The organism is Streptomyces sp. GC420, from assembly GCF_009916105.1.
Lineage (GTDB): Bacteria > Actinomycetota > Actinomycetes > Streptomycetales > Streptomycetaceae > Streptomyces.
Window position 1 is genome coordinate 1 of the sequence record NZ_JAAAXQ010000024.1, and the last position, 19,054, is coordinate 19,054.

The 19,054-nt window shown below is 71.7% G+C and carries 20 protein-coding genes; 3 read left to right on the forward strand and 17 right to left on the reverse strand.

Annotated elements, in window-relative coordinates:
* From GUY61_RS05115 to glmS, 6 genes are all read right to left on the reverse strand, one after another.
* Positions 1 to 249 (reverse strand): tRNA (adenosine(37)-N6)-threonylcarbamoyltransferase complex ATPase subunit type 1 TsaE (locus tag GUY61_RS05115; protein ID WP_166628850.1); only part of this gene is annotated, 249 nt, incomplete at its 3' end.
* 28 nt (positions 250 to 277) lie between these two features.
* Positions 278 to 1,633 carry an alpha/beta fold hydrolase gene (locus GUY61_RS05120; RefSeq protein WP_166628851.1) on the reverse strand — a complete coding sequence of 452 codons (1,356 nt, stop codon included), beginning with the start codon at positions 1,631 to 1,633 and terminating at the stop codon, positions 278 to 280.
* Positions 1,634 to 1,649: 16 nt separating this feature from the next.
* Positions 1,650 to 2,792, reverse strand: coding sequence for an alanine racemase (gene alr, locus GUY61_RS05125; protein ID WP_166628852.1), 1,143 nt, complete (start codon positions 2,790 to 2,792; stop codon positions 1,650 to 1,652).
* Between the two features lie 343 nt (positions 2,793 to 3,135).
* On the reverse strand, positions 3,136 to 4,587 hold the full coding sequence (locus tag GUY61_RS05130; RefSeq protein ID WP_166628853.1) for an NAD(P)H-hydrate dehydratase: 1,452 nt from the start codon (positions 4,585 to 4,587) through the stop codon (positions 3,136 to 3,138).
* A 189-nt stretch (positions 4,588 to 4,776) separates the two neighbouring features.
* On the reverse strand, positions 4,777 to 5,145 hold the full coding sequence (locus GUY61_RS05135; protein ID WP_166628854.1) for a holo-ACP synthase: 369 nt from the start codon (positions 5,143 to 5,145) through the stop codon (positions 4,777 to 4,779).
* Positions 5,146 to 5,149: 4 nt separating this feature from the next.
* Entirely contained in the window at positions 5,150 to 6,997 is a 1,848-nt protein-coding gene (gene glmS / locus GUY61_RS05140) for a glutamine--fructose-6-phosphate transaminase (isomerizing) (protein WP_166628855.1), read from the reverse strand.
* Positions 6,998 to 7,055: 58 nt separating this feature from the next.
* Between glmS and coaA the strand changes: the two genes are divergently transcribed.
* Both coaA and GUY61_RS05150 read left to right on the forward strand, forming a co-directional pair.
* Positions 7,056 to 8,126 (forward strand): type I pantothenate kinase, encoded by a 1,071-nt coding sequence (coaA, locus tag GUY61_RS05145; protein WP_166628892.1) that lies wholly within the window; start codon positions 7,056 to 7,058, stop codon positions 8,124 to 8,126.
* Between the two features lie 16 nt (positions 8,127 to 8,142).
* On the forward strand, positions 8,143 to 9,117 hold the full coding sequence (locus GUY61_RS05150) for a DUF389 domain-containing protein (RefSeq protein ID WP_166628856.1): 975 nt from the start codon (positions 8,143 to 8,145) through the stop codon (positions 9,115 to 9,117).
* 205 nt (positions 9,118 to 9,322) lie between these two features.
* On the opposite strand, the gene glmM is transcribed toward GUY61_RS05150, so the two are convergent.
* The 3 genes from glmM to rplM all read right to left on the reverse strand — a co-directional run bounded on the left by glmM (position 9,323) and on the right by rplM (position 11,955).
* On the reverse strand, positions 9,323 to 10,681 hold the full coding sequence (gene glmM / locus GUY61_RS05155; RefSeq protein WP_166628857.1) for a phosphoglucosamine mutase: 1,359 nt from the start codon (positions 10,679 to 10,681) through the stop codon (positions 9,323 to 9,325).
* A 276-nt stretch (positions 10,682 to 10,957) separates the two neighbouring features.
* Positions 10,958 to 11,467 carry a 30S ribosomal protein S9 gene (gene rpsI / locus GUY61_RS05160; protein ID WP_166628858.1) on the reverse strand — a complete coding sequence of 170 codons (510 nt, stop codon included), beginning with the start codon at positions 11,465 to 11,467 and terminating at the stop codon, positions 10,958 to 10,960.
* A 44-nt stretch (positions 11,468 to 11,511) separates the two neighbouring features.
* On the reverse strand, positions 11,512 to 11,955 hold the full coding sequence (gene rplM / locus GUY61_RS05165) for a 50S ribosomal protein L13 (RefSeq protein ID WP_166628859.1): 444 nt from the start codon (positions 11,953 to 11,955) through the stop codon (positions 11,512 to 11,514).
* A gap of 496 nt (positions 11,956 to 12,451) precedes the next feature.
* On the opposite strand from rplM, the gene GUY61_RS05170 reads away from it, so the two are divergent.
* On the forward strand, positions 12,452 to 13,354 hold the full coding sequence (locus GUY61_RS05170; protein ID WP_166628860.1) for a hypothetical protein: 903 nt from the start codon (positions 12,452 to 12,454) through the stop codon (positions 13,352 to 13,354).
* Here the strand turns inward: GUY61_RS05170 and truA are convergent.
* The 8 genes from truA to map all read right to left on the reverse strand — a co-directional run bounded on the left by truA (position 13,328) and on the right by map (position 19,050).
* On the reverse strand, positions 13,328 to 14,182 hold the full coding sequence (truA, locus tag GUY61_RS05175) for a tRNA pseudouridine(38-40) synthase TruA (protein ID WP_166628861.1): 855 nt from the start codon (positions 14,180 to 14,182) through the stop codon (positions 13,328 to 13,330). The two genes, GUY61_RS05170 and truA, sit on opposite strands and share 27 nt — an antisense overlap.
* A 71-nt stretch (positions 14,183 to 14,253) precedes the next feature.
* Entirely contained in the window at positions 14,254 to 14,769 is a 516-nt protein-coding gene (gene rplQ / locus GUY61_RS05180; RefSeq protein ID WP_166628862.1) for a 50S ribosomal protein L17, read from the reverse strand.
* 674 nt (positions 14,770 to 15,443) lie between these two features.
* Entirely contained in the window at positions 15,444 to 16,466 is a 1,023-nt protein-coding gene (locus GUY61_RS05185) for a DNA-directed RNA polymerase subunit alpha (protein WP_030890689.1), read from the reverse strand.
* 119 nt (positions 16,467 to 16,585) lie between these two features.
* Positions 16,586 to 16,990 (reverse strand): 30S ribosomal protein S11, encoded by a 405-nt coding sequence (rpsK, locus tag GUY61_RS05190; RefSeq protein WP_003956432.1) that lies wholly within the window; start codon positions 16,988 to 16,990, stop codon positions 16,586 to 16,588.
* Between the two features lie 70 nt (positions 16,991 to 17,060).
* On the reverse strand, positions 17,061 to 17,441 hold the full coding sequence (gene rpsM, locus GUY61_RS05195) for a 30S ribosomal protein S13 (RefSeq protein WP_166628863.1): 381 nt from the start codon (positions 17,439 to 17,441) through the stop codon (positions 17,061 to 17,063).
* A gap of 206 nt (positions 17,442 to 17,647) precedes the next feature.
* On the reverse strand, positions 17,648 to 17,761 hold the full coding sequence (rpmJ, locus tag GUY61_RS05200; RefSeq protein ID WP_003956441.1) for a 50S ribosomal protein L36: 114 nt from the start codon (positions 17,759 to 17,761) through the stop codon (positions 17,648 to 17,650).
* A gap of 60 nt (positions 17,762 to 17,821) precedes the next feature.
* A complete protein-coding gene (infA, locus tag GUY61_RS05205) occupies positions 17,822 to 18,043 on the reverse strand; it encodes a translation initiation factor IF-1 (protein ID WP_003956442.1) in 222 nt (73 codons plus the stop codon).
* 161 nt (positions 18,044 to 18,204) lie between these two features.
* Positions 18,205 to 19,050: a type I methionyl aminopeptidase gene (gene map / locus GUY61_RS05210; RefSeq protein ID WP_166628864.1), complete on the reverse strand. Its 846-nt coding sequence runs from the start codon at positions 19,048 to 19,050 to the stop codon at positions 18,205 to 18,207.
* Between the last annotated feature and the right edge of the window lie 4 nt (positions 19,051 to 19,054).

Genomic DNA, 19,054 nt, shown 5'->3' on the forward strand with positions numbered 1-19,054 from the left:
CCGCACCCCCATGCCCTCGCCGATCCCCCGCGTCAGCGTCGTCTTCCCCGCGCCCAGCTCACCGCTGAGCAGCACCAGGTCCCCGGGCCTCAGCAGCTTCGCGAGCCCGCGGCCCAGCTCCCGCATCTGCTCGGCGGACGTGACGGAGAACCGGGCGAAGGCGTCCGGAGGGCCCGCCTGCGGGCCGGGACGGGCCGCGTGCGCCGCGTCGGGGTCGGCCGCTTCCGTGTCAGGGCGTACTGCTTCCATCAGTCTCCTAGCTGGGGGACCACCGGGTTCAGCCGGTGGGGGAATCGCTTCCCTGGCCCGTGGCATTTTCCCCGCGTCCTGTAAGGGATCGGTTCGGGCTGGACCGCGACCCCCGGGTTGGAAGCCCCCCTCCCTGGGGTGGGGGAGCGGAGTCACAGGCGTCAAGGCTAGTCGCCGCGGGGACCGCCCCGGCCCGCGTCAGCAGGTCCGCCAGCCGGTCGGTCACGGCGTCGGGATGCTCCAGCATCACCAGATGCCCGGCGTCCGGCACGATGACCAGCTCGGCCCCCGGCAGCAGATCGGCGATCGCCTCGCTGTGCTCGCTCGGGGTCACCAGATCCTTGTCACCCGCGAGGACGAGTACCGGAAGCCCGTCGAGGACCGCCAGTGCCTCCGTCTTGTCGTGTTCCTGGAACGCCGGGTAGAACTCGGCGACCACATCGATCGGGGTCCCCTCGATCATCCGCTCGGCGAAGCGGGCCACGATGGGGTCGACGTCCCTGGACCCGAACGAGTACCGCTTGACCAGCCCCGCGAAGAGGTCCGCGGTCGCCCGCCTGCCACGCTCCACCAGCTCCACCTGGCTGCCGAGCGCCCTGAGCACACCAGGCAGGACCCGCCGTACGGCGTTCACCCCGGCCACCGGCAGTCCGTAGTTGACCTCACCGAGCCGCCCGGCGCTCGTCCCCACCAGAGCGACCCCGACCACCCGTTCGGCGATCAGCTCCGGGTAGTGGGCCGCCAGCGCCATCACCGTCATGCCGCCCATGGAGTGCCCGACCAGCACCAGCGGACCCTCGGGCGCCGCCGCCCGTATGACGGCCATCAGGTCCCGGCCGAGCTGATCGATGGTCACCGGCACACCGCCGCGCGCCGACCGGCCGTGACTGCGCTGGTCCCAGTGCACGGTCCGCACCACGCCGCGCAGCGCGGCCCGCTGGAAGTGCCAGGAATCCTGGTTGAGGCAGTACCCGTGGCAGAAGACCACCGTCACCGGGGCGGGCGCCCTGCGCCCGAAGAGCCGCCGCTTGCGCGGAGCCGTGGCGCTGTCCGGGTCCAACTCGTCCATCTCGTAGTACAGCTCGGTGCCGTCGTCGGCGAGTGCCGTGCCCGGTGTGCCCCGCAGCGAGCCGAACGGGCCCGCGGCGTCCAGCGCGAGCCTCGCCCTGCGGCGCATGCCGCGGCCCACGGTCAGGCGCTCCAGCGCGACCCCGGCGGCGGCACCGGCCGCGATCACACCGATCGCGGCGCCGGCGATGCCCGCCTTCCGCCACCCCTCCGCGGCGCCGGACACGCTCGCCGCGGCGGCCGTGGTCGCCACGCCGGCGGCACCCGCCACCGCGCCGACGGCCGACACCGCGCTCTCCGCGCTGCTCTCGCTCACCGTGCGGTCTCGCTTCCTACTCGTCCTCGCCCAGGTGGACGCGCGGAACACGGACTCCGATGCGCGTGACGATCTCGTACGCGATGGTGTCCGCGGCCCGCGCCCAGTCCTCCGCCGTCGGTTCGCCCCGGTCGCCCGGCCCGAACAGCACGGCTTCGTCCCCCGCAGCGAGACTGTCCCCGCCCAGGTCCACCACGAACTGGTCCATGGCCACCCGGCCGGCGACGGTACGCCACCTGCCGCCGACCAGGACCGGTCCGCGCCCCGACGCGTGCCGGGGAACACCGTCTGCATACCCCACCGGCACGAGCCCCAGAGTGGTCTGCCCCTCGGTGACGTAGTGATGTCCGTAACTGACACCGTGTCCGCCCGGCACCCGCTTCACCAGGGCGAGGCGTGCCTTCAGCGTCATGACCGGCCGCAGGCCGAAGTCCTCCGGCGTACCGAGTTCCGGGCTGGGCGAGATCCCGTACATGGCGATGCCCGTGCGCACCATGTCGAAGTGCGACTCCGGGACGGTCAGGGCCGCCGGTGAGTTCGCGTGGTGGCGCACCTCCGGGTCCAGGCCCTCCTTCTCCGCGTACGCCAGCATGTCCCGGAAGACGGACAACTGAGCCTGGATCGAGGGGTGTCCGGGCTCGTCCGCGCACGCGAAGTGGCCCCAGACGCCGGTGACCCGCAGGGCGCCCTCCGCCTCTGCCTTCCGCGCGGCCCGCACCAGTTCGATCCAGTCCGCGGGCTGGCAGCCGTTGCGACCGAGTCCGGTGTCGCCCTTGAGGTGCACGCGTGCCGGGCGGCCGGCGTCCCGCGCGGCCGAGACAACCTCTTCCAGGGCCCACTGGGCGCTGACCGACACGTCGATGTCCGCATCGAGGGCCTCGCGCCAGGGGGCGCCGGGTGTCCACAGCCAGCACATCAGGCGCCCGTCGAAGCCTGCCGCGCGCAGCGCGAGAGCCTCACCCGGGGTGGCCGTGCCGAGCCAGGTCGCGCCGGCCCGCAGGGCCGCCCGTGCGCACGGCACCGCACCGTGCCCGTAGGCGTCGGACTTCACCACGGCCATCACCTCGGCCCGCGGTGCCCGCGCCCGCACCGCGCGGACATTGGCCCGCAGTGCGGCCAGATCGATCTCCGCGCGGGCTCTGAAGGGTGTCTCACTCATCGGGCCCAGTGTCGCAGAGGGGCCCCGGCCCACCGGGCCCGCGCCCACGGTGACCTCGGTCTCCCTCAACGGCCCCGCCCGGTCGCCCCCGGCGGGGGCCGGACCCGTGCGCCCAGCACCCCGTCCGCGCCGGCCGCTCCCCGTGAAGCCCCGCCCGCGCCCGGCCGACGGCCGGCGCCGGGTCACGCCAGGAATCCGGACCCCGCCGCCCCCGACGGACACCAGCCGCCGCGGCGTGCACCCGCGGCGGCCGGTTGGGGCGGGCGGGAGCCGGCCCCGATCCGAGGGCCGGTGCGGCGGGACGCCCGCTCGATCGGGGGCCGGGCGGAGGGACCGGACCGGGTCACCCGCCCAGCACGTCCCGCCACGCCTCACCCAGCGCCGCAGCGACATCGTGCGCCGCCAACGGGACCCCCTCGCGCGCCACGAACCTGCGGGCCGCCAGGCCGTGCAGATACGCCGCGACGGACCCCGCGTCGCGGGCGCCGAGGCCCGCCGCGAGGAGCGAACCGGCGAGACCGGACAGCACGTCGCCGCTGCCCGCGGTGGCCAGCCAGGGCGTGCCGGTCGGGTTCACCCGGACCGGGACCTCCGGGTCGGCGGAGGCCACCAGCGTCGTGGACCCCTTCAACAGGACCGTCGCGCCGTACTCCTCCGCCAGCCGCCGCACCGCGTCCAGCCGCCCCGCCTCGACGTCCTCCCGCTCGACGCCGAGCAGCGCCGCCGCCTCCCCGGCGTGCGGGGTGAGCAGCGTGGGGGCCCGCCGGGCCCGGACCCGCTCGCGGTCGAGCAGCCGCAGCCCGTCCGCGTCGACCAGCACCGGCACCTCGCTCTCCAGCACGTCGTCGAGTGCCTGCCGTACCTCCTGGCCGTCACCGATGCCGGGTCCGACCGCCCAGGACTGCACCCGGCCGGCCTTCGAGGGCGGCCCGGCGTGCACCAGCGTCTCCGGGAACCCGGCGATCACCGCGTCCCTGCCGGGCCCGACGTACCGCACGGCGCCGGCGCCGCCCCGCAGCGCGCCCGCGACCGCCAGCACGGCCGCGCCCGGGTAGCGGGCGGACCCGGCGACGATGCCGACGACACCGCGCCGGTACTTGTCGCTCTCGGCGCCGGGGCGCGGCAGCAGCGCGGCCACGTCGGCGTGCTGGAGCGCCTCAAGGTCCGGCGTCGCGGGCAGGTACGCGCCGAGGCCGATGTCCACCAGGCGCACCGCCCCCGCCGACCCGGCCGCCGGGTCGACCAGCAACCCCGGTTTGTACGTACCGAAGGTGACCGTGACGTCGGCCCGCACGGCCTCACCGAGGACGGCCCCGGAGTCGGCCTCCACGCCGCTCGGCAGGTCCACCGCGACGACGACGGCGCGCGCGTCCCTGGCGGCGCGGGCCCAGGGCACCGCCGCCTCGCGCAGCCCGCCCTTGCCGCCGATGCCGGTGATGCCGTCCATCACCAGGTCGGCGGCGGCGATGTCCCTCCCGGGGTCGGCCGACACCCGTCCGCCGGCGGCCCGGAGCGCCGCGAGGCCCCCGGCGTGAACCCGCTCCGGCGAGAGGAGCACCGCGCGCACCCCGGCGCCGCGCCCGGCCAGCCGGGCCCCGGCGTAGAGCGTGTCGCCGCCGTTGTCGCCGCTCCCGACGAGCAGCACCACCCGCGAGCCGTACACCCGGCCCAGCAGTCCGGCGCAGGCCGCCGCGAGCCCGGCGGCCGCTCTCCGCATCAGCGCACCCTCGGGCAGCCTCGCCATCAGGGCCCGCTCGGCGGCCCTCACCTTCTCCACGCCATATGCAACACGCATGCCCCCGAGTCTTCCGCACAACCGCGGCCACCACACGGGTTCAGCGGCCGGACCGCGAGCGGGCCGACCGCGGACGGCCCGACCTCGGACGGGTCCTGGCGCGGCGCGGGCGCGTGGCGCGCATGGCGTGGCTCATGGCGCACGACGCATGGCGTGGCCCATGGCGCAGGGCGCGTGCCGGCGACGCGCTCAGCCCTCCGCGACGACCACCGCCGAGGCGACGCCCGCGTCATGGCTGAGCGACACATGCCAGGACCGCACGCCCAGTTGCTCGGCGCGGGCGGCCACGGTGCCGGTCACCCGCAGCCGCGGCTGCCCGCTGTCCTCGACGTACACCTCGGCGTCCGTCCAGTGCAGCCCCGCGGGCGCGCCCAGCGCCTTGGCGAGGGCTTCCTTGGCGGCGAACCGGGCCGCCAGCGAGGCCACTCCGCGCCGCTCGCCGTTCTTCAGGAACAACTCGCTCTCGTTGAACAGGCGCTCCGCCAGTGTCGGCGTGCGCTCCAGGGCCGCCTCGAAGCGGTCGATCTCGGCGACGTCGATCCCCACCCCAATGATCACCGTGTCACTCCACCGTCACGGACTTGGCGAGGTTCCTCGGCTGGTCGACCTCGTTGCCGCGGGCGGTGGCCAGTTCGCAGGCGAAGACCTGCAGCGGCACCGTCGAGACCAGGGGCTGGAGCAGCGTCGGGGTGGCCGGGATGCGGATCAGGTGGTCGGCGTAGGGCACGACGGCCTCGTCGCCCTCCTCCGCGATGACGATGGTCCTGGCGCCCCGGGCCCGGATCTCCTGGATATTGGAGACGATCTTGTCGTGCAGCACCGACCGTCCGCGCGGCGACGGCGCGATCACCACCACCGGCAGGTCCTCCTCGATCAGCGCGATCGGCCCGTGCTTCAGTTCGCCCGCCGCGAAGCCCTCGGCGTGCATGTAGGCCAGTTCCTTCAGCTTGAGCGCGCCCTCAAGCGCCACCGGGTAGCCCACGTGCCGCCCCAGGAACAGCACCGTGTCCTTGCCGGCCAGCGAGCGGGCCAGTTCGCGCACCGGCTCCATGGTCTCCAGGACCCGGTCCACCTCGCCGCCGATGTGCGCGAGTTCCCGGACCACCGCCCCGATCTCGTCGCCCCACTTCGTGCCGCGCACCTGGCCCAGGTACAGCGCCACCAGGTAGCAGGCGACGAGCTGGGTCAGGAACGCCTTCGTCGAGGCGACGGCGACCTCCGGCCCGGCGTGCGTGTACAGCACGGCGTCGCACTCGCGCGGGATCGTCGACCCGTTGGTGTTGCAGATCGCCAGCACCTTGGCGCCCTGCTCCCGCGCGTGGCGCACCGCCATCAGCGTGTCCATGGTCTCGCCGGACTGCGAGATCGCGATCACCAGGGTGCGCTGGTCCAGGATCGGGTCGCGGTAACGGAACTCGCTGGCCAGCTCCACCTCGCACGGGATGCGCGTCCAGTGCTCGATGGCGTACTTCGCGATCAGCCCGGAGTGGAAGGCGGTGCCGCAGGCCACGATGACGACCTTGGTGACCTCGCGCAGCATCGAGTCCGGGATGCGGACCTCGTCCAGGGTCAGTGAGCCCGACGCGTCGATGCGGCCCAGGAGGGTGTCGGCGACCGCCTTGGGCTGCTCGGCGATCTCCTTGAGCATGAAGTAGTCGTAGCCCCCCTTCTCGGCAGCGGAGGCGTCCCAGTCCACGTAGTACGACCGGACCTCGGCGGGCGCGCCCTCGAAGTCGGTCACGGTCACCGAGTCCCGGCGCAGTTCGACGACCTGGTCCTGGCCCAGCTCGATCGCCGACCGGGTGTGGGCGATGAACGCGGCCACGTCCGAGGCGAGAAAGGCCTCACCCTCGCCGACGCCCACCACGAGCGGCGAGTTGCGGCGCGCCCCGACCACCACGTCCGGCTCGTCGGCGTGCACCGCGACCAGAGTGAACGCCCCGTCGAGCTGCCGGCACACCTGCCGCATGGCCTCGGCCAGGTCCGCGGTCGAGGAGTAGGACTCGGCCAGCAGGTGCGCCACCACCTCGGTGTCCGTGTCGGAGGCCAGCTCGTGGCCCCGTTCCGCCAGATCCGCGCGCAGCACCGCGAAGTTCTCGATGATCCCGTTGTGCACGACGGCGACCCGGCCCGCGTTGTCCAGGTGCGGATGGGCGTTGGCGTCGTTCGGCGCGCCGTGCGTGGCCCAGCGGGTGTGCCCGACACCGGCGGAGCCCGTCGGCAGCGGCAGTTCCTGCAGTGCCTTCTCCAGGTTGGCGAGCTTGCCGGCCTTCTTCGCCGTGGCGAGCCCGCCGTCCGCCAGCACGGCGACGCCCGCGGAGTCGTACCCCCGGTACTCCAGCCGCTTCAGACCCGCGACGACCACATCAAGCGCCGACTGCCCGCCGACGTATCCCACGATTCCGCACATGCCCGCAGCCTACGAGGTGACGGAGCCCACCCCCCGCAATGGGCCGGGAACACCGACAATGGCAGGTGTGATCACTTCGCCGCCACGAAGCAGCGCACACGGGAGCCCGCACGGGAACGCGCAAGAGAACGCGTCCGGCAGCGGACAGCGCGGCCCGCGCGCCGGCGCCTCCCGCCGGCCCGAGGCCACCCCGTACGTCGACCTCTCCCGCACGGAGTGGAGCGCGCTGCGCGACAAGACGCCGCTGCCGCTGACCGCCGAGGAGGTGGAGCGGCTGCGCGGCCTGGGCGACGTGATCGACCTCGACGAGGTGCGCGACGTGTATCTCCCGCTGTCCCGGCTGCTCAACCTCTATGTGGCGGCGACCGGACAGCTCCGCGGCGCGCTGAACACCTTCCTCGGCGAGACCGGCGAGAAGGGCGCCCAGAGCGGCACCCCGTTCGTCATAGGGGTCGCGGGCAGTGTGGCGGTCGGCAAGTCCACGGTGGCCCGGCTCCTCCAGGCGCTGCTGGCCCGCTGGCCAGAGCACCCGCGCGTGGAGCTGGTGACCACGGACGGGTTCCTGCTGCCGATGAAGGAGCTGCGGGCGCGCGGGCTGACCTCCCGCAAGGGATTCCCCGAGTCGTACGACAGAAGGGCGCTGACCCGTTTCGTCGCGGACATCAAGGCCGGCAAGGACGAGGTCACGGCCCCCGTCTACTCCCACCTCATCTACGACATCGTCCCGGACGAGAAGCTCGTCGTACGCCGCCCGGACATCCTGATCGTCGAGGGCCTGAACGTCCTCCAGCCGGCCCTGCCCGGCAAGGACGGCCGCACCCGGGTCGGTCTCGCCGACTACTTCGACTTCAGCGTGTACGTCGACGCCCGCCCCGAGGACATCGAGCACTGGTACCTCAACCGTTTCCGCAAGCTGCGCGAGACCGCCTTCCAGAACCCGGCCTCCTTCTTCCGCAAGTACACCCAGGTCTCAGAGGAGGAGGCGCTGGACTACGCGCGGATGATGTGGCGGACCATCAACAAGCCGAACCTGCTGGAGAACGTGGCACCGACCCGGGGCCGGGCGGCGCTCGTCGTCCGCAAGGGCCCCGACCACAAGGTGCAGCGGCTGAGCCTGCGCAAGCTGTGACGGCTACTCTCCCGGCATGCTGCATCTGAGACTCATCACGCCCTCCGACCGCACCGCCGAGGTCGTGCGGCTCATCGAGGCGACGGTCGGCACGGCGCACGTCGCCGTGTTCGAGGGCGCGGCACGCAACCCCCGCGGGGACGTGGTGATGTGCGACGTGGCCCGCGAGGCCGGGGACGAACTCCTGTCGGGTCTCACGGCGATGGGGATAGACGAGAGCGGTTCGATCGCGGCCGAGCACATCGACCTCTCGCTGTCCAAGCGTGCCGAGCAGGCGGAGAAGGATGCGCCTGGCGAGGGCGCCGACGCCGTGCTGTGGGAGCACCTCGCCGAGTCGACCCACGAGGAGTCGACGCTCTCCGTCACCTACCTGGCGTTCCTGACGCTCGCCACGATGATCGCCGCCTGCGGTGTGGTGCTGGACTCCGCGATCCTGATCGTGGGCGCCATGGCGGTCGGCCCCGAGTTCGGGCCGCTGGCCGGCATCTGCACGGCGACGGTGCAGCGCGCCCCGCGGCTGGCCTGGCGCTCGGCGGTGGCGCTGATCGTCGGTTTCGCCGTCGCCATGCTCGTGACCGCCGGTTTCAGCTTCGTGATGGACGCGGCGGGCCAGTTCTCGTTCTCGATGCTGGAGGACGGGCGCCCGCAGACCGACTTCATCTGGAACCCGGACCCGTTCTCGTTCATCGTGGCGCTGCTCGCGGGCGCGGCCGGCACGCTGTCGCTGACCTCGTCGAAGTCTGGCGCCCTGGTGGGTGTCGCGATCTCCGTGACCACGGTCCCCGCAGCCGCCAACGCCGCGGTCGCCCTGAGCTACAGCGAGTACAAGCAGGCGTGGGGTTCCACGGAGCAGCTGCTGCTCAACCTGGTCGGCATCATCGTGGCGGGTGTGGCCACGCTGCTCGCCCAGAAGGTGTTCTGGGCGAGTCAGCGCAGGCGCCTCGCGTCGCGGCGCGCGCCGCGGCAGGCACCGCCGGCGGCGGCGTCCTAGGGCGTGTTTCGAACGCAGCGTCGTCCGCCCGCAGGGCGGGGCTGGGGGCGTCCGGTGCGTGCGATCGCAAGGCGGAGGGTGGAGAGCGCAGCGGGCTGCGCCGACGACCGACAACGCCGCGTGGGGGTGCCTCCCGCGCCCGGAGGGCTGCGGGGGAGTGCCGTAGCCGGCGTCGTGCGCCCGCCGGGGATTACGGGACAGCCCTTTAGCCCAGCGCGGACTTCACGGCGTCCGCCAGCCGCCCGGCCACCGACCTGGCCTGGTCGGTGTCGGCGGCCTCGACCATGACCCGCACCAGCGGCTCGGTGCCGGAGGAGCGCAGCAGTACCCGGCCGGTGGAGCCGAGCTCGCGCTCCGCCTCCGCCACCGCGGCGGCCAGCTCGGGCGAGGTGGAGACCCGGGACTTGTCCACGTCGGGGACATTGATGAGCACCTGCGGCAGCCGCTCCATGACCCCGGCCAGGTCGGCGAGCGTGCGGCCGGTGGCGGCGACCCTGGCCGCCAGCATCAGCCCGGTCAGGGTGCCGTCCCCGGTCGTCGCGTGGTCGAGGATGATGACGTGCCCCGACTGCTCGCCGCCGAGCGCGTACCCGTGCTCCTTCATCGCCTCCAGGACGTACCGGTCGCCGACCGCCGTCTGGACCAGCTGGATGCCCTCGCGCTCCATGGCGAGCTTGAAGCCCAGGTTGGACATGACCGTGGCGACCACGGTGTCGGAGCGGAGGTGCCCGGCCTCCCGCAGCGCAAGGGCCAGCACCGCGAGGATCTGGTCGCCGTCGACCTCGTTGCCCTCGGCGTCCACGGCGAGGCAGCGGTCGGCGTCGCCGTCGTGCGCGATGCCGAGGTGCGCGCCGTGCTCGACGACGGCGGCCTTCAGCGGGCCGAGGTGGGTCGATCCGCAGCCGTCGTTGATGTTGAGCCCGTCCGGCTCCGCGCCGATGGTGACGACCTCGGCGCCGGCCCGGGCGAAGGCCTCGGGCGAGACCCGGGCGGCCGCGCCGTGCGCCTCGTCGAGAACGATCCGCAGACCGTCGAGCCGGTTGGGGAGTACGCCGACGAGGTGCGCGATGTAGCGGTCGACACCCTCGTCGTAGTCACGCACCCGGCCCACGCCCGCGCCGGTGGGCCGCTCCCATGGCTCGCCGCGCCGGTGCTCCTGGTACACGGCCTCGATCCGGTCCTCCAGCTCGTCGGCGAGCTTGTGCCCCCCGCGTGCGAAGAACTTGACGCCGTTGTCCGGCATGGCGTTGTGGCTCGCGGAGAGCATCACGCCCAGATCGGCTCCGAGTGCCCCGGTGAGGTGGGCGACGGCGGGGGTCGGCAGCACACCGACGCGCAGGACGTCCACGCCCGCGCTGGCGAGGCCTGCCACGACGGCGGCCTCGAGGAACTCTCCGGACGCCCGCGGGTCGCGGCCCACGACCGCCGTGGGCCGGTGGCCCTCGAAGGTGCCGGCCTCGGCGAGCACATGCGCCGCGGCGACCGAGAGACCGAGCACGAGCTCCGCCGTCAGATCCGCGTTGGCGACACCGCGCACCCCGTCCGTACCGAAGAGTCGTCCCACTGGTGTCCTCCGAAATTGCTCAGGTGCGTCGCCGGGTCCACTGGTCCCGTGTGCGCGAGCGGTTCGTATCAAAGACTCGTACCGAGAATTCGTTTGTCGTATCAGGACAGGTATACGCCCTGGGTCTGTCCCGATCCTGTGACGGGTCGGCGGAACCCGGCCGGGCAACGGGCGAGGCGCCCGGCCCGCCGGCAGGGGCCGGGCGGCCGCGATAGACGAACGCCCCGGCGGCACAGAAGTGCCGCCGGGGCGTTTCGTGCGGTACAGCGGGCGTGATTAGCGCTTGCTGTACTGCGGGGCCTTGCGGGCCTTCTTGAGACCGGCCTTCTTCCGCTCGACCGCGCGGTCGTCACGGGAGAGGAAGCCGGCCTTCTTGAGCGGGCCGCGGTTGTTGTCGACGTCGGCCTCGTTCAGCGCGCGGGCGATGCCCAGGCGCAGGGCGCCGGCCTGACCGGAGACGCCGCCGCCGGAGATGCGGGCGACAACGTCGTAGCGGTTGTCGAGCTCGAGCACCTTGAAGGGCTCGTTGACTTCCTGCTGGTGCACCTTGTTGGGGAAGTAGTCCTCGAGGGTGCGACCGTTGATCTTCCACTTGCCGGTGCCCGGGATGATCCGGACGCGGGCGATGGCGTTCTTGCGGCGGCCCAGGCCGGCGGCCGGCTGCGGCTCGCCGAAGCGGGAGGCCAGGGACTCCGAGGTGTACTCGCCCTCGGGGGTCTCGGACTCGGTGGTGTACTCCTCGATGTCCAGCTCTTCGAGGGGGGTCTCGGCGGTGGTCTCGGCCACGATGCTCCTCAGATTCTCTCTGTCGTCTTAGGGGGTGGCCGGACTTACTGCGCGACCTGGGTGATCTCGAACGGCACCGGCTGCTGGGCAGCGTGCGGGTGCTGGTCGCCCGAGTAGACCTTCAGCTTGGAGAGCATCTGACGGCCCAGGGTGTTCTTGGGAAGCATGCCCTTGACGGCCTTCTCGATGGCCTTCTCGGGGTTCTTCTCGAGGAGCTCGTCGTAGCGGATGGAACGCAGACCACCCGGGTAGCCGGAGTGGCGGTAGGCCATCTTCTGGGTCCGCTTGTTGCCGGACAGGTGCACCTTGTCGGCGTTGATGATGATGACGAAGTCACCGGTGTCAACGTGCGGCGCGTAGATCGGCTTGTGCTTGCCGCGCAGGATGGATGCAGCAGTGGAGGCCAGACGGCCCAGGACGACGTCCTGAGCGTCAATGACGTGCCACTGGCGCGTCACATCGCCGGGCTTGGGGCTGTACGTACGCACGGTTCGTAGCCTTCGCTTCTTCAGTGAATGGTCCTGACAAGGCCACCACGGACGATCACGACAGCCCTGACCGCACGTCGGTGACGCAAACCGAGTGCTGGTCGCTGGTCATCGGCCCGGTGGACCGGTGTAAGGGCCCCTCACGTGAGAATGAGCAAGCCAATACACATAACGAACTCGCAGAATACCCGCGCTGGCCCGTACGGGTCAAAACGGGGCCGTCGGAGGTCCGGCCGGCGTCGGTGTCGGTTCCGTCGCGGCGGGTCCGGCGAGCTTCGAGCGTGCTCGTTCCCATCCACCGTACCCCGTCGCCCGGCTCGCGCCCGCCACGCGCCGCCGGGCGCGTGACCGTCGGGACCCGGGCACACACGCAGCGTGCCCGCCCGGCGGGGGCTCGGCCGCGCCGGACGCGCCGACGGGCCGGCGCCGCCCGGGAAAGAGGCCCGGCCCCACGGAGGAGGACCCGGCGCAGCGCACTCTCAGTAAGATGCGCCCCATGAGTTTCGGGCAGGGGGGACCCTCATGGGGCCCCGGGGGTGGTCAGGGACCGCAGGGTCCGTTCGATTCCTACGGGTCGTCGGGAGCACGGGATTCCTCGACGCCGGACTGGGCGGCGCTCGCGGACGCCTCCGCCAGACGCAACCGCCGACGCAAGCTGCTGATGGTCGGCGGCTGCGTCGCCGCGACCGTGGCCGTCGGCACGCTCGTCGCGACCGCCGTGGTCCGCTCCAACGACAAGGACGGCGACCGCACCAGCAACGCGGCCTCCGAACTGCCCGGCCCGGAGGACCTGCCGAGCGGCTCCGCCGAACCGGAGCCGTCCTTCTCCTCCGTCTCACCGCCCCCGCCGCCGGACCCCGAGGACTTCATATCCAGCGCCGACAAGGACAAGGCCCCGCTCACCCCCGGGAGCCTGTACCCCGGCAACAAGCTGACCATGGGTGACCGCGTCTACAAGAAGGGCACGATCACCCGCGCGACCAACTGCGCCAGCGCCACCCAGGGCGGCCTCGGTGCCCTGTTCACCAAGAACGGCTGCACGCAGGTGATACGCGCCACCTACACCAAGGACGGCGTCGCGGTCACCGTCGGTGTGGCCGTCTTCGACACCGCGGCCAAGGCCTCCACGACCAAGGCGCAGTGGGACGACGGCAACATAGCCTCGCTTCCCGGCTCCGGCGTGAAGACGTTCTGCCGCACCACCGTCTGCCGCAAGACGGGCAACTCGTACGGCCGGTACGCGTACTTCACCATTGCCGGGTTCACCAACGGCAAGGACGTCGCCAAGGCGGACAAGAAGGTCTTCCAGGCGGGCGACGACCTCGCCGAGTTCACCTTCCGGCAGATACACCGCCGCGGCGAGGCGCAGGCCTCAGCAGCAGCCGCCGGCGGGCAGTGACCGCCTGTTGCGCGCCTCCCGGTTGCGGGCGGCGAGCAACTCGTCGGCGGGATAGCCCACTTCCTCCAGGGTCAGGCCGTGCGGCCGTACGACGTGCACGGCCGAGTCCCTGACCCCGGCCGCCAGCACCTTCGCGGGCCAGTCCACCGGGCGGTGGCCGTCGCCGACGAAGAGCAGCGCGCCCACCAGCGAACGCACCATGTTGTGGCAGAAGGCGTCGGCGCGCACGGTGGCGGTGAGGATCCCGTCACTCCCCCGCTCCCAGCGCAGTTCCCGCAGCGTCCGGATGGTCGTCGCACCGTCGCGGCGCTTGCAGTAGGCGGCGAAGTCGTGCTCGCCCAGCAGCCGTTCGGCGGCGGCGTTCATGGCGTCCATGTCCAGCGGCCAGTCGTGCCAGAGCACATGGCCGCGCAGCAGCGGGTCCACGCCTCCGGGGTTGTCGGTAACCCGGTACGCGTACCGCCGCCATATCGCCGAGAACCGGGCGTTGAAGCCCTCCGGTGCCTCGGTGAGGCGCCACACCCGCACGTCGTGCGGGAGCCGCCCCGCGAGCCTCCGCAGCAGCTTCTCGCGGTGCTCCGCCCAGACGCTCTCCGGCAGGTCCACGTGGGCGACCTGGCCGCGGGCGTGCACACCGGCGTCCGTGCGCCCGGCGACCGTCAGCTCGTACGTCTCCAAGGAGCGGGTCACCGTGCGCAGCGCGTTCTCGATCTCGCCCTGGACGGTCCGCTGCCCCTCGCGCTGCCTGGCCCAGCCGGAGAAGTCCCTGCCGTCGTAGCTCAGGTCGAGGCGGACCCGTACGAAGCCGGGCCGTGCCGCATCACTCACACCGTCATCCTCTCAACTTGAAAACGGGCCCGCCCCCCAGGGGGCGGACCCGCTTCGGCGCCAGGTGAAACTCAGGCGTCCTTGGACTCCTCGGCGGCCTCGGCGGCCGGCTTGGCGTCCTCGGCGACCTCGGCCTCTTCGGCCTTGGTCTCCTCGGCCTTCGCCTCGGACTCCTTCACCGCGCGCTTGGCAGCGGCCTCGGCCTCGGCAACGGTCGCCTTCTTCGCGATCTCACCCTCGACCAGCTCGATGACCGCCATCGGGGCGTTGTCGCCACGACGGTTGCCGATCTTGGTGATACGGGTGTAGCCACCCGGGCGCTCGGCGTACCGCGGAGCGATCTCGGTGAAGAGCGTGTGGACGATGCCCTTGTCCGTGATCGTCTGCAGCACCAGGCGACGGTTGTGGATGTCGCCCTTCTTCGCCTTGGTGATCAGGCGCTCGGCGACCGGACGCAGGCGGCGGGCCTTGGCCTCGGTCGTGGTGATGCGGCCGTGCTCGAACAGCGACTTCGCGAGGTTCGCGAGAAGCAGCTTCTCGTGCGCGGCGCTGCCGCCCAGACGAGCACCCTTGGCGGGCTTCGGCATGGTGTTTCTCCTTGTGATCTGCACCGGCCGTATCAGGTACCGATGTCAGCCTGTGCGCGGGACTGAAGCCCCGCGCGCGCCCCCGGAAGGCTCCGGGGAGGTCCATTGTCTCCGGGCTCTCACCCGGCCGCCCCGGCCCCACCGGGGCCGGCACTTCGGGGCCGCGCCCCGCGTCCCGGGCCGAGACCCGGGGTTCCGCCCTCCCGGCGAACCGGGCCGGCGATCAGGGCCACGGGCCCTGCCCACCGGGATCACACCCGGTGCCTGCCCGGTCCGGGCCCGGCACCGGTGCGCGACCGGGGCCCATGGCCCCGGGCTCGCGCCCGGCGGCCGCCCTGCCCGCAGGACCCGGCGGAGCCGGTTCCCCCGCAGGCCGCCCTGCGGGCCGGGCTCGCGCCCGGACCGCGGCGGCGGTCGTTCCACCCCCGTTGGGGCTGGTCCAGCGGTCCGGGTTCACGCCCGAAACGGGACCGTGGCCGGTCACCCCGGCCGCGGTGGCCGTTCCACTCAGCGGTGGCCGGTCCGGGGTCCCGGGCCCGTGGACCGGCAGGGCCGGGGGAACGCGCCGCGGACCCGCGGAACCGGGGCCGAGGCCCCGGTCCGGACCTGTCCGGCGGGGCCGGGAACCCGGGGCGCCGGGCGCCGTCGGATCCCCGTACCCCGCCGGAGACGGGTCAGTACTGCTCGGTCTCGACGAAGCCCGCGTCCGCGTCGTCGTCGGCGCCGAAGGCGTCGGCGGCGGCGGTCGGGTCGAATCCGGGCGGGCTGTCCTTCAGGGCCAGGCCCATGCCGGCCAGCTTCGCCTTGACCTCGTCGATCGACTTCGCACCGAAGTTGCGGATGTCGAGCAGGTCGGCCTCGGAACGCGCCACGAGCTCACCCACGGAGTGGATGCCCTCGCGCTTGAGGCAGTTGTACGACCGGACGGTGAGCTCGAGCTCCTCGATCGGCAGTGCGAGGTCCGCGGCCAGGGCGGCGTCCGTCGGGGACGGACCCATGTCGATGCCCTCGGCGTCGATGTTGAGCTCGCGGGCCAGACCGAACAGCTCGACCAGGGTCTTGCCGGCCGACGCCATGGCGTCGCGCGGACGCATGGCCTGCTTGGTCTCGACGTCGACGATCAGCTTGTCGAAGTCGGTGCGCTGCTCGACTCGGGTCGCCTCGACCTTGTAGGTGACCTTCAGCACCGGGCTGTAGATGGAGTCGACCGGAATGCGGCCGATCTCCTGGCCCACCTGCTTGTTCTGGACGGCGGAGACGTAGCCGCGACCGCGCTCGACGGTCAGCTCCATCTCCAGCTTGCCCTTGCTGTTGAGCGTGGCGAGGACCAGGTCGGGGTTGTGCACCTCGACACCGGCCGGCGGGGCGATGTCTGCGGCGGTGACCAGACCCGGGCCCTGCTTGCGCAGGTACATCACGACGGGCTCGTCGTGCTCGCTCGACACGACCAGCTGCTTGATGTTGAGGATCAGGTCGGTGACGTCCTCCTTGACGCCCGGCACGGTGGTGAACTCGTGCAGAACGCCGTCGATCCGGATCGACGTGACAGCCGCGCCGGGGATCGAGGAGAGGAGCGTACGACGCAGGGAGTTGCCGAGGGTGTAGCCGAAGCCCGGCTCCAGCGGCTCGATCACGAACCGGGAGCGGTATTCGTCGACGACCTCTTCGGTCAACGAGGGACGCTGAGCGATCAGCATGAGTGGATCAGATCCTTCAGTCGGGGGCGCCCGCTATTTGACGCCCGACATGTACTGCAAGGGTACGGGCGGCACGGCCCGCGTGGGGCCGTACCGCCCGTGCCGAGCGAACCGATGCCTCAGACGCGGCGGCGCTTGGGCGGACGGCAGCCGTTGTGCGGGGTGGGGGTGACGTCCTGGATCGAGCCGACCTCGAGGCCGGTGGCCTGGAGGGAGCGGATCGCCGTCTCACGGCCGGAGCCGGGACCCTTGACGAAGACGTCCACCTTGCGCATGCCGTGCTCCTGCGCGCGGCGGGCGGCCGACTCGGCGGCCATCTGCGCGGCGAAGGGGGTGGACTTGCGCGAGCCCTTGAAGCCGACGTGGCCGGCGGAGGCCCAGGAGATCACGTTGCCGGACGGGTCCGTGATCGAAACGATGGTGTTGTTGAACGTGCTCTTGATGTGCGCGTGGCCGTGAGCGACGTTCTTCTTTTCCTTGCGGCGCACCTTCTTGGCAGCGCCCTGGCGTCCCTTGGGGGGCATGTATTGCTCCTGTGGAGGTGGTCGGTCCTACAGCGGATGCGAAGACCGTGGACTTCTCGTCCGCTGCGGACTACTTCTTGCCCGGCTTCTTCTTACCGGCGATGGCGCGACGCGGGCCCTTGCGGGTGCGGGCGTTGGTGCTGGTGCGCTGACCGCGGACGGGCAGGCCACGACGGTGGCGCAGACCCTGGTAGCAGCCGATCTCCACCTTGCGGCGGATGTCGGCCTGGATCTCACGACGGAGGTCACCCTCGGTCTGGAGGTTGGCGTCCACGTACTCGCGGATCTTGACCAGGTCCTCTTCGGCCAGGTCGCGAACGCGGGTGTCGGGGTTCACGCCGGTGGCGACAAGGATCTCCTTGGACCGGGTGCGGCCAATGCCGAAGACGTAGGTGAGGGCGACCTCCACGCGCTTTTCGCGCGGGATGTCAACACCTGAAACGCGTGCCATTCCAATGGCTCCTGTTGATGCTCGGGGGTCTTCCGCAGAACCGTTCCCGACTGTGTCGTCCCACTACGTGGTGCTGGGGCACTACACCGGGTCCCCGGCCCCCGCCGGAGGTGTCACCGGCCGGAGGGACCGGCCAGGTGGGCTCTGCGTATGTACGTTGCTTGCGTCGCGCGAAGTTCTGCGGGTGCAGAGGTCGGCGTCGTGCGTCAGCCCTGGCGCTGCTTGTGGCGCAGGTTGTCGCAGATCACCATGACCCGGCCGTGACGGCGGATCACCTTGCACTTGTCGCAGATCTTCTTGACGCTCGGCTTGACCTTCATGGGATGTGAGGTTCTCCGGGTCAGTGCCATCGCCCCACGCGAGCGGGACCAGGGCAAGATCTACTTGTAGCGGTAGACGATCCGGCCACGCGTCAGGTCGTAGGGAGAGAGCTCCACGACGACCCGGTCATCCGGGAGGATACGGATGTAGTGCATCCGCATCTTTCCGCTGATGTGCGCGAGGACCTTGTGACCGTTCTGCAGCTCCACCTTGAACATGGCGTTCGGCAGAGACTCAATCACAGTGCCTTCGATCTCGATGGCACCTTGCTTCTTGGCCACGCTTCGCCTTTCGAATCGGCTACCTTGATCGACTGCCGCCCTCCGTGTGCGGGCACACGGGTACACGACAGCCGACGCACCAGTCTACGACAGGGCCTCCGAAAACACGAATCCGGTAAGAATGCCCTAACCGGGTGATCCTTAACCAGGACCCGGCCGGCTCAGCCGAGCGGATCGGGGGCCGTCGTGATCCCCAGCTCGGCGAGCTTCGCCTTCCCGCCGTCAGGGGCGGTGAGCACCAGGGGTCCCTGCTCGGTCAGCGCCACGGAGTGCTCCCAGTGCGAGGACCACGTGCCGTCCGTGGTGATCACCGTCCAGTCGTCCTCGAGCACCTCGGTGCGCGGGGTGCCCAGCGAGACCATGGGCTCGATGGCCAGGCAGAAGCCGGGGACCAGCCGCGGGTTGTTGCGGCCGAGGAGGCGGCGCTTGTCGACGTAGTTCAGCAGGTGGGGCTCCATGTGCATCTCCGAGCCGATGCCGTGGCCGCCGTACTCCTCGATGATCCCGTACTTGCCGCTCGCCGGACGCGGCTGGCGCCGGATGTAGCTCTCGATGGCCCGCGAGACGTCCGCGAGACGGTTGCCCTTCTTCACGGCGGCGATCCCGGCCCACATGGACTCCTCGGTCACCCGGGAGAGCTCGAGCAGCTCCGGAGCGTGCCCGGACCCCACGAAGCAGGTGTAGGCCGCGTCACCGTGCCAGCCGTCGATGATCGCGCCGGCGTCGACGGAGAGGATGTCCCCGTCCTTGAGGACGACGTCCTCGCCGGGGATGCCGTGGACGACGACCTCGTTGACCGAGGTGCAGATGGTCGCGGGGAAGCCCCCGTACCCGAGGAAGTTCGACTTCGCTCCGTGCTCGGCAATCACCTTGCGGGCCACATCGTCCAGATCCTTTGTGGAGGCACCGGGCACGGCCGCCTCACGGGTGGCCTTGTGGATCGCGGCGACGACCAGCCCCGCCTCACGCATCTTCGCGATCTGCTCGGGGGTCTTGATCTCCACCATTGCG

Coding starts and splice junctions, on each gene's coding strand:
- alr (WP_166628852.1), bottom strand. CDS start 2,792: ATGAGTGAGACACCCTTCAGAGCCCGCGCGGAGATCGATCTGGCCGCA.
- GUY61_RS05130 (WP_166628853.1), bottom strand. CDS start 4,587: ATGCGTGTTGCATATGGCGTGGAGAAGGTGAGGGCCGCCGAGCGGGCC.
- glmS (WP_166628855.1), bottom strand. CDS start 6,997: ATGTGCGGAATCGTGGGATACGTCGGCGGGCAGTCGGCGCTTGATGTG.
- coaA (WP_166628892.1), top strand. CDS start 7,056: ATGGCAGGTGTGATCACTTCGCCGCCACGAAGCAGCGCACACGGGAGC.
- GUY61_RS05150 (WP_166628856.1), top strand. CDS start 8,143: ATGCTGCATCTGAGACTCATCACGCCCTCCGACCGCACCGCCGAGGTC.
- GUY61_RS05170 (WP_166628860.1), top strand. CDS start 12,452: ATGAGTTTCGGGCAGGGGGGACCCTCATGGGGCCCCGGGGGTGGTCAG.
- rplQ (WP_166628862.1), bottom strand. CDS start 14,769: ATGCCGAAGCCCGCCAAGGGTGCTCGTCTGGGCGGCAGCGCCGCGCAC.
- GUY61_RS05185 (WP_030890689.1), bottom strand. CDS start 16,466: ATGCTGATCGCTCAGCGTCCCTCGTTGACCGAAGAGGTCGTCGACGAA.
- rpsK (WP_003956432.1), bottom strand. CDS start 16,990: ATGCCCCCCAAGGGACGCCAGGGCGCTGCCAAGAAGGTGCGCCGCAAG.
- rpsM (WP_166628863.1), bottom strand. CDS start 17,441: ATGGCACGCGTTTCAGGTGTTGACATCCCGCGCGAAAAGCGCGTGGAG.
- rpmJ (WP_003956441.1), bottom strand. CDS start 17,761: ATGAAGGTCAAGCCGAGCGTCAAGAAGATCTGCGACAAGTGCAAGGTG.
- map (WP_166628864.1), bottom strand. CDS start 19,050: ATGGTGGAGATCAAGACCCCCGAGCAGATCGCGAAGATGCGTGAGGCG.